The organism is Nodosilinea sp. LEGE 07088 (genome assembly GCF_015207395.1).
Lineage (GTDB): Bacteria > Cyanobacteriota > Cyanobacteriia > Phormidesmidales > Phormidesmidaceae > Nodosilinea.
The window spans coordinates 1-9,436 of record NZ_JADEWX010000201.1 but is presented as its reverse complement, the minus strand read 5'-3'; the positions used below and the strand labels follow the sequence as shown (position 1 = coordinate 9,436).

Genomic DNA, 9,436 nt, shown 5'->3' with positions numbered 1-9,436 from the left:
CGCCGACCCCAACGCCGCCATCAACCACCCCTCGTTTGCCTGGCCCCAGGCGCTGCTGCAAGATGCCCTGGGCCAGTCGGTAGGGTTCCTCATGCCCGAAATTGCCCACAGCGTCGGCCTGTTTGATGTCTACAACCCCCAGCGGCGGCGCACGGTTTTACCGGGCTTTACCTGGCTTTACCTGCACGTCACGGCGATGAATATTGCCTCCACCATCCAGGCTATCCACGCTAGGGGCTACGTGCTGGGCGACATCAAACCGCAGAATATTTTGGTCAACAACCAGGCCCTGCCCTCGGTGATCGACACTGACTCCTTTCAGGTGCGCGACCCTAGTACGGGGCAGGTGTTTCGCTGCCCGGTGGGTTCGGAGGGGTTTACCCCGCCCGAGTTGCTGGGGCAAAACCTAGCCCAGATTGACCAAACCGAAGGTCACGATCGCTTTCGTCTGGGTGTGATCATTCACCTGCTGCTGTTTAGCGACCAGCCCTTTAAGGGCGTTTGGACGGGCTGGGGCGACTCCCCCGACCCCAATATGCTACTCAGCCAGGGCCACTGGCCCTACGGTGCCACCACCTTGATCCAGGCTGGCCCGCTGACGATTCCCCTAGAGACGGTGCACCCCGAGCTACAGCAGTGCTTTTTGCGCTGCTTTAATGAGGGCCACCGCGATGCCAGCCTGCGCCCCTCCCCTGCCGAGTGGCTGCGGGCGCTAAAGCTGGGGGTAGCCGACCTCAAGGCCTGTCGCCGGGTTAACGGCCACCACTACAGCCAGAGCTACGGACGCTGCTACTGGTGCGATCGCAAACAAACCCTCGGCATTGATGTCTTCCCCAAGGCATCGCTCTCCCGTGAGCAGCGGCAGGCCAAAGCCCAGAACGCCGTTGACTACCTGGTCAAGCCCTTTAAGGGGGTCGCTAAAGCCGCCACTGCCTATCTGGATGAGCACAAGCTAACCCTGTCCTGGCCGCGATCGCGCCCCAAGCTCCCATCCCTGACGGTGCCAGAGCTATGGATCAAAACCGCCGCCACCACCGGCCTGGTGTCGGTGACCCTGGTGGGGATGGTGGCAATTGGCAGAATATTGCTGGCCCAGGAAGATGCTGAGTCGGTGATCTTTGGCACTCTATTATTCGTTGGGCTGATCGCCCTCTGGCCCTACCTGACCCAGTCATCGGATCTAGGTAAAAAATGACGCCGCCAGCTGGTTGGGCTGACCCAAGCACGGCCAACCAGTTACGCGGCTTCGCGCCAGACCGGGTACCGGGGTTAAAATGGCACAGCAGATTCGATCTGCAGCTCAGCTTGATGTTGGGGATGAACGAACGCCAGCGTCTGGGCATGGAGATGAAGACGATCGCCTGGTTGTCCCTGCCCGTAGAGGCGATCGCCCCAAATCGGCGCATTCAGCCCCTGGGGGTGGGCCGCATGGACACGCAGCTGGTGGGTGCGCCCCGTCAGCGGATAGAGGGCAACGCGAGTCAAGCCTTTCTCAACGGCTAGCACCTTGTAGCGGGTTTGGCTGGGCTTGCCCCGCTGCCAGTGAACCCGTTGGTGCGGTCGCTCCGCCGGGTTGCCCCAGAGCGGTAAATCAATCAATCCCGAGGGCTGCGACACCGGCCCCGCAACGATCGCCTGGTAGGTCTTTTGCACCCGGCGGTGCTGGAACTGATCGCTCAACTGGCGGTGGCTATGGGCATCTAGCGCCAGCACCAGCACTCCAGAGGTGGCCTGGTCGAGCCGGTGCACCGGCTGTAGAAATGAGTCTGCGGGACGAGAGAGTTGCAGGCGAGTGAGCAGGCTGTCTTGGCGATCGCAGTAGCGACCCGGCACCGACAGCAGCCCGGCGGGTTTTTCGACCGCCATCAGCCAATCATCCTGGTAAAGAATAGGTATCTCCGGTTGGGATACACGGCTCTCGACAGAATCTCCAGGCGTCGCTCCCAACACCTGGGCCGACAACCCCGACAGCAAAAAGCCCAGAATCGGCTGACAGCGCTCGGCACAGGCTCCATAAAACTCGCCGGGCTGTTTGTCGCCCTGGGGTGGCCCCCACCAAAACTCGGCCATCGCCAGGGGTTTGAGGCCATGGTGTGCCGCCGCGTGCAACAGCTTGGGGGCGCAGCAGTCGCCCGTGCCCGTGGGCAAATTTCTCTGCCCCGCCAGCGCCTGAATCGCCGCCGACTCGCCCGCGAAGTTGGTGAGGGTGTAGGCGGCATGCATATCGGCCTGGAGCTGACGGGAGCAATCGCGGCGCTGCTGCTTGAGGGCGGCGATCGCGGCATCGGCGGCTTGCACCGTGGTGGCTAGGGGAGCGATGCGATCGCGCCACCGCTGCTTAAACCGTCGCCGCTCGGCCTTGTCGCCCCGGCTGTGCTGATCTAGCTGGGCGAGGGCCTGGGCGAGGGCGTCTCCGGTGAGGCTGTTGGCCAGAGCTTGGCGCTGGTGGGCCCGGGCCTGCCTGCGATCGCGGTGTCGTTGGTTCAGCGTTTGCCGTTCCTGGGTTTGCTGTGCCTGGAACTGGGTGTAGATAGTGCGATCGGGCAGCTCTTGTAAGGCTTGTAGCTGCGCGTCAATTGCCCTGATTTGATCGAGGGTGCGGGCCTCTTGCCAGACCACCTGCTCTCGCCCCGGTAGCGGCAGCACCCAACCTGCCCGCACCGCCTGCCCCTGCCACAGCCCCGAAAATGCCTTCAAAACCACCATGCTGCCGTCGGGCGTCATTGCCAGCAGCACGCCAAACATTTTGCCCTCGGGCAGGGTGCCAAGCTGGGCCATGAGCCCCCGAGCGATCGCTTTGGCCAGGGCTGTGCGGGGCAGGGTATAGTGCTGCCCGGTGCGGGGGCAGTGGCCCTGGTAGGTGTAGTCGATGTTGTCCGTGCGCTCATCCAAACGTTGGCTATCGGTGTCGCGGTTTTCCTCTAGACGCTGAACACTGGCGTCTAGCCTTTGCTCAAGCCCCTCAAGCACTTCGTTGTGAAAATCTATGGGTTCTGAGGTTGCGGCCATGGCAAATGGCTCTGCCTGATGAGTGCTGTCTCAATCGTAACGGCGATCGCCTACCAGAGACCCCAGGGTTCTAGGTCAATGGCCAGAGGTATAGCTGCGCCAAAGCAGAACCCTGGGGTCTGGATGTCGCGGTTTTTGGATGAGGCGGATACCCTTGAGGGAATGCACTTCGCGCTCTGCTGCCTATGTCGTCTCAATCGCGCGGTTTTCTCGCCAGCCCGGAGGGGCTGAAATCGCACCTTAAGGAAAGTAGCGATAGAATTCTCGCCGATGCAAGACTCGCATGATCTCTAATGTCTCACCATTGAGTTCAACACCGATGCGGTAGTCGCCTACGCGAATTCGATAGCGGTTAGTAGTACCGACCAGAGCTTTGACATTAGGCAATGTTTGTAGATTGCTAGATTCGGGTAAGACCGTGAACGCTAAGTTATAAATTTGCGGGTAGACAGGCTGACTTTTGAGCTTTTTCAGATCTTTATAAGAAGAGTTTGCGATACTCAACCTTCAATCGCCGTCCTCCTGCGCCAAGAACTGTAACGCTTCTTCTCGGTTTAGCAGAGGCGTCGCTTGGGCTTCATTCATGGCGTTGTTGAGACAATAACCTTCCAGGTTCTCAGCGAGTTCTTCAGTAGAGTCGCCCCCTTGGGGAAGAAGCTGTTGCCACAATTCAATGGGAATGACCACGGCTCTAGGATTGCCTTCCCGGTCTGTGAGATATTCAATGGTGCTCTTGGGCATGGCTGGTGCTCTTGGGTATCCCTAGGGTGCGGTAATTTCAACCTGAAATGTCATATTTGCTTTGCATGGCTTGAGCAAAGTCTTCGATGGGGCGGGTCTGCCCGGCATCGAAGGCTTCTAGCCCCTGCTGAATGCCCGCAATGGTCTCTAGCTGGTCGATCAGTTGATGGAGCTTGGCTGGGTTGTTCTGATTGTAGCCTTCACCCTTGGGTAAGGCAGCTCTCAGAGACCCCAGGGTTCTAGGCTAATGGCCAGAGGTATGACTGCGCCCAAGCAGAACCCTGGGGTCTGGATGTCGCTGATACGAAATCCGATTTGGGAAACCCCGATTCATAATCAGGAACCTCGTAGGGGCATAGCATGCTATGCCCCTACGAACCGGGGGTATTCAAGCAGGATTTGGTATGAGACCCCAGGGTTCTGGGCCAATGGCCAGAGATATGGCTGCGCCCAAGCAGAACCCTGGGGTCTGGATGTCGCAGTTTCTGGAATCGCCGGATACCCTTGAGGGAATGGACGTTTTGCTCTGCTGCCTATGTCGTCTCAATCGCGCAGTTTTGTCGCCAGCCCGGAGGGGTTGAAGCGGCTCCAGGCCGCGAAGGCAGAGCGGGGGTGGACGTTTGCCGCCATTGCCGAGCGGGCAGGGGTGAGTGCCGACACGGTGAGTCGGTTGTTTCACCGGTCGTGGAGGAAGCAGGTGAGTGGCGAGAGCCCCGCCCCGCTCATTTCCCAAAGAGTCTTGCTGCGCCTTCTACTAGAATTTCTGCTTTATCCAGCAAGCTACCGAAAACAACGACTGTGGCAGCGGCAATGATCACAGTGCGTGAGATGGCCAGGTTATCTTTTGACAGCTGTAGGAAACGCTCTTCCCATTTGTCAGTGCGCTCATCCAAACGCTGGATATCAGTGTCGAGTTTTTCCTCTAGACGCTGAACACTGTCATCTAGCCTTTGATCTAGACGATCAAGCCGCTCAAGCACCTGGTTTTGAAAATCTAAAGGTTCTGGCGTTGCGGTCATAGCCAATTCCTACGCTTGGTGAGTGCTGCCTCAATCATAACGGCGATCACGGACCAGAGACCCCAGAGTTCTGGGCCAATGGCCAGAGGTATGGCTACGCCCAAGCAGAACCCTGGGGTCTGGATACCGCAGAGACCCCAGGGTTCTGGGCCAATGGCCAGAGGTATGGCTGCGCCCAAGCAGAACCCTGGGGTCTGGATGTCGCAGTTTCTAGAATCGCCGGATACCCTTGAGGGAATGCACGTTTTGCTCTGCTGCCTATGTCGTCTCAATCGCGCAGTTTTATCGCCAGCCCGGAGGGGCTGAAGCGGCTACAGACGGCGAAGGCGGAGCGGGGGTGGACGTTTGCGGCTGTCTAACTCCCTTGCTGGTTCTCGAAAACGGATATGATCCGAAGGTTGGGAACCCGGTACATTGGCTTGGTAGGTTTTTCGGTTGTCAGTAGGTCTTCTGCATTTAGGGCGATCGCGGCGGCAACGTGCAGCGCATCCATGGCGGCTAGGCCATAGTTGCAGGCGATCGCATGGGCCTGCTGAATCAAGCTGTCAGTGTCAGTTGCCCAGGTCGCTACTGCACTGAAGAAGGTTTCGTAGAACTCCGCCTCGACTGTTTTTTGGTTGAAGATCGCCTTGGGCAACACCTCTAGCCTGACAAATGGGCTGGAAACAAAGACCCGGTGAGCATCAGCCAGAAAGCCTAAGGCAGTCTCAGCAATTAAATCTTCCCCACGCGCCGCAGCAATCAAAACGCCTGAATCAACAAAGGTGCGCGTCATCAATCTGGCTCCACGCCTCCACGGCGAGAGACCAGTTCTTGCTCAAGATCAGTCTGGTTGAGCAAAGGCTCCCCACTGGCAACGATTTTGGTACGTAGGCTGCGGAGGCGATTGCCCAGAGATTCTTCTACGGAGTGATCTATGACAGGGACGGGAAGACCTTTGGTTTGCAGAAACTCGATAAAGTCCAGCACGGTTTGCTGCTGCTGGGAGGGCAGCGATCGCCAACGCACCAATAGGTCTTGCTCTTGGGTCATAGGTCGCCAATGCTCTGAATCTCTATTGTAACTTTCGCATGCCAAAGACCCCAGGGTTCTGGGCTAATGGCCAGAGGTATTGCTAAGTCAAAGAAGAACCCTGGGGTCTGGATGTCGCAGTTTCTAGAATCGCCGGATACCCTTGAGGGAATGAACTTCTCGCTCTGCTGCCTATGTCGTCTCAATCGCGCAGTTTTCTCGCTAGCCCGGAGGGGCTGAAGCGGCTACAGGCCGCGAAGGCAGAGCGGGGGTGGACGTTTGCCGCCATTGCCGAGCGGGCGGGGGTGAGTGCCGACACGGTGAGCCGGTTGTTTCACCCAGAGCGGGGCAAGCGGGTGAGCCAAGCAAGTGTAGCCGCCATTACCCAAACCCTGGAATTGGAGCCCGATGGGATCGGGCAAGCAGGGGAATGGACAAAACCACTGGCTGAGGCCGAACGCCGTATCCAGGAGGCGATAGAAAGTAGTGCAACTGAGCTTAATCTCTCTGGCTTAGAACTAACCTCAGTACCAGAAAAGATGGACCAACTGACACAGTTGACGCATCTTTTCCTCCACCAAAATCAATTGACGATGGTGCCTAAAGAATTAGGACATTTAGTCAATTTAACGCATCTTTTCCTCCACCAAAATCAACTGACAGAGGCACCCAAAGAGTTGGGAAGACTGGGTAATTTGACGCAGCTTCACCTCCACCAAAATCATCTGACGACAGTGCCTAAGGAATTGGGAGATCTGACTAATTTGATTATTCTTGACCTCTCCAGAAATTCCCTGACAGCGGTGCCTAAAGAGCTGGGAAGTCTGACCAATCTGACGCATCTTTACCTTCACCAAAATTACCTGACAGCGGTGCCCAAAGAGCTAGGAGATCTGGCCAGTTTGATAGAGCTTTTCCTCCACAAAAATCAACTGACGGCGATCCCCGATAGCCTCGGCCAACTGGCCAATCTGACGGCGCTTTACCTCGGCCAAAATCAACTGACGGGGATCCCCGATAGCCTCGGCCAACTCAACCATATGACGACGCTTGACCTCTCCCAAAATCAACTGACGGCGATCTCCGATAGCCTCGGCCAACTCAACCATATGACGGAGCTTTACCTCGACCAAAATCAACTGACGGCAATTCCCGTTTTTGTTGAAAAACTAGCGCGGCTTGAAAGACTAGACATAACCCATAGTGGACTTTCAGCCTTACCCGAATTTTTGCTGCGTCTCCCCAGGCTAAAAACGCTTTTGCTACACGGCAATGAAAAATTAGGGCTCTCCGATGAAATCCTTGGCCCTACCGATGAAGCAGTAAACAACGGAGCCACTGCGGCTAACCCGCAGGATATTCTCAACTATTATTTTCGGGTGCTAGCCCAGCACACCCCTCTAAACGAAGCCAAGCTGATTCTGGTCGGCTTTGGCGCTGTGGGCAAAACCTCTTTGGTGAATCGGCTGATTCACAAAAATTTTGATGCTAAATCCCCGAAGACTGAAGGCATTCAAATTACCCCCTGGGAGATGCGCCTCAACGATGCCGAAGACATCAAGCTCCATGTGTGGGATTTTGGCGGGCAAGAGATCATGCACTCTACTCACCAGTTCTTTCTCACCGAGCGCAGCCTGTACTTGCTCGTGCTCAACGGTCGCCAGGGGCACGAAGATGCCGATGCCGAGTACTGGCTAGAGCTGATCCAAAGCTTTGGCGGCGATTCCCCGGTGATCGTCGTGCTCAACAAAATCAAAGAGCACCCTTTTGACGTCAATCGGGGGGCGTTGCAGCAAAAATTCCCCAATGTTCGCGAGTTCATCGCCACCGATTGCGAAACCGGCCAGGGCATCGACCACCTCCGCACCGCCATCGATCGCGAAACCGACGCCCTAGAGCACCTGCGCGATCCCTTCCCCGCCAGTTGGGTGGCGATCAAAGACAAGCTGGCCGAAATGGCCGACAACTACATTTCCTTTGAACAGTATCGCGCCATCTGCCAAACCGATGGCGAAACCGACTTTGGGGCGCAAGACTCCCTCGCCGTGCACCTCCACAGCCTCGGTATTGCCCTCAACTACAAAGACGATCCCCGCCTGCGCGATACCCACGTGCTCAACCCCCACTGGGTCACCAACGGCATTTACACCCTGCTCAACGCCGAAGAGCTGGCCCACAGCAAAGGCGAACTCGAAGCCGCCTGCCTCAGCCGCCGCCTGGATGCCCAAGCCTACCCCGCCGAGCGCCACGGCTTTTTGCTCGAGCTGATGCGCAAGTTCGAGCTGTGCTTTCGGTATGAAGACGACGAAAACCGCTACCTGATCCCCGACCTGCTCGATAAACAGCAGCCCGCCGCCGCTGCCGAGTTTGACCCGGCTAACTGCCTCAACTTTCGATACGAGTACCCGATTTTGCCCGAGGGGCTGCTGCCCCGCTTCATTGTGCGCACCCACGTCCTCAGCGAGCACCAGCTGCGCTGGCGCACCGGGGTGATTCTCAACTTTGAGGGCAACCGCGCCCTGGTCAAAGCCGACCCCCAAGACCGCTGCGTTTCCATCAGCGTGGCTGGCCCGATGACCAGTCGGCGCAGACTCCTGGCCGTGATTCGCTCCGACTTTGAGCGCATCCACCGCAGCTTCAAGTTCAAGCCCAAAGAGCTGGTGCCCGTGCCGGGGCATCCCGACGTAACGGTGGACTACAAAGAACTGCTGGCGCGGGAAGATCATCGCCAAACCAGCTTTGACGTGTTCACTGGGGATGGCTTGCTCACCCTCACCGTGCGAGACCTGCTCAACGGGGTCGATTTAGAGGGCACCCGCCAGCCCGCCATGGAGCGCCACAGCCAAGCCCTGCGGCTGTTCTACAGCTATTCCCACAAAGACGAGACCCTGCGCGACGAGCTAGAGACCCACCTGAAGCTGCTGCAACGACAGGGGTTGATTCAACCCTGGCACGATCGCCGCATTCTGCCCGGCAACGAGTGGGGCCACGACATCGACGACAACCTCAACCGGGCCGACATCATTCTGCTGCTGGTGAGTGCCGACTTTATCGCCTCCGACTACTGCTACGACATCGAGATGACCCGCGCCATGGAGCGGCACGAGAATGGCGAGGCCCACGTCATCCCGATCATTCTGCGATCGGTCGATTTGCAGGGGACGCGATTCCAAAAGCTGGCCTGGTTGCCAACGGATGGCGAGCCGGTGACCCAGTGGCGCGATCGCGATGCGGCTTGGTACAACGTCGAAACCGGCATCAAGCGCGTGGTGGAGGCAAAATCTGGGCTTAAGCGCTTTTAGGAGTTAAGTTATTCTGGCTTCTGTGACCTACTACTGAAAGGCAGAAGTAAGAAGGCAAAAGGCAGAACGGTAATTCCAGGTCTCATACCAAATCCGAATCCCATAACCCCGATTCCCAAAAGGTAGAACCGTAGGGTGCATTCGCGGCTACACCCCCCGTCCGGCAGCCCTCTGACTGCTTTGATTAGCCGCAATGCACCACTGGGGAATCGGGAATAGCTGAGCACCTGACTGCCTGACACATCTTTAGGCAGCCTCCCAGGGTGGTAATTGACAGCACAGGGATTGGATCCTAGAGAACCAGATGCGGTCATAATACCGGGCTTCAGCTCTTTTAGAGGCAAAACAGGGCTC

General features: G+C 57.6%; 9 protein-coding genes. 3 read left to right on the top strand and 6 right to left on the bottom strand.

Translation table 11 applies throughout. The features are described from left to right. A partial coding sequence (locus tag IQ254_RS27010) for a helix-hairpin-helix domain-containing protein (RefSeq protein WP_228041138.1) occupies positions 1–1,195 on the top strand: 1,195 nt, incomplete at its 5' end. Positions 1,196–1,269: 74 nt separating this feature from the next. Here IQ254_RS27010 and IQ254_RS27005 read toward each other — a convergent pair. From IQ254_RS27005 to IQ254_RS26995, 3 genes are all read right to left on the bottom strand, one after another. Then, positions 1,270–3,009: an RluA family pseudouridine synthase gene (locus tag IQ254_RS27005; RefSeq protein ID WP_193969249.1), complete on the bottom strand. Its 1,740-nt coding sequence runs from the start codon at positions 3,007–3,009 to the stop codon at positions 1,270–1,272. Between the two features lie 240 nt (positions 3,010–3,249). After that, entirely contained in the window at positions 3,250–3,396 is a 147-nt protein-coding gene (locus IQ254_RS33300; protein ID WP_228041137.1) for a type II toxin-antitoxin system RelE/ParE family toxin, read from the bottom strand. A 120-nt stretch (positions 3,397–3,516) separates the two neighbouring features. Then, positions 3,517–3,750 carry a hypothetical protein gene (locus tag IQ254_RS26995; RefSeq protein ID WP_193969247.1) on the bottom strand — a complete coding sequence of 78 codons (234 nt, stop codon included), beginning with the start codon at positions 3,748–3,750 and terminating at the stop codon, positions 3,517–3,519. A 535-nt stretch (positions 3,751–4,285) separates the two neighbouring features. On the opposite strand from IQ254_RS26995, the gene IQ254_RS33990 reads away from it, so the two are divergent. Continuing rightward, positions 4,286–4,564 carry a helix-turn-helix domain-containing protein gene (locus IQ254_RS33990; protein WP_193969246.1) on the top strand — a complete coding sequence of 93 codons (279 nt, stop codon included), beginning with the start codon at positions 4,286–4,288 and terminating at the stop codon, positions 4,562–4,564. On the opposite strand, the gene IQ254_RS26985 is transcribed toward IQ254_RS33990, so the two are convergent. The 3 genes from IQ254_RS26985 to IQ254_RS26975 all read right to left on the bottom strand — a co-directional run bounded on the left by IQ254_RS26985 (position 4,473) and on the right by IQ254_RS26975 (position 5,801). Further along, a complete protein-coding gene (locus tag IQ254_RS26985; protein WP_193969250.1) occupies positions 4,473–4,769 on the bottom strand; it encodes a hypothetical protein in 297 nt (98 codons plus the stop codon). The genes IQ254_RS33990 and IQ254_RS26985 overlap by 92 nt on opposite strands. Before the next feature lie 355 nt (positions 4,770–5,124). Then, positions 5,125–5,544: a PIN domain-containing protein gene (locus IQ254_RS26980; RefSeq protein WP_193969245.1), complete on the bottom strand. Its 420-nt coding sequence runs from the start codon at positions 5,542–5,544 to the stop codon at positions 5,125–5,127. Next, positions 5,544–5,801 (bottom strand): hypothetical protein, encoded by a 258-nt coding sequence (locus tag IQ254_RS26975; protein WP_193969244.1) that lies wholly within the window; start codon positions 5,799–5,801, stop codon positions 5,544–5,546. Before IQ254_RS26975 ends, IQ254_RS26980 begins: the two co-directional genes overlap by 1 nt. Before the next feature lie 173 nt (positions 5,802–5,974). On the opposite strand from IQ254_RS26975, the gene IQ254_RS26970 reads away from it, so the two are divergent. Then, positions 5,975–9,082 (top strand): COR domain-containing protein, encoded by a 3,108-nt coding sequence (locus IQ254_RS26970; protein ID WP_193969243.1) that lies wholly within the window; start codon positions 5,975–5,977, stop codon positions 9,080–9,082. Positions 9,083–9,436: the final 354 nt, after the last annotated feature.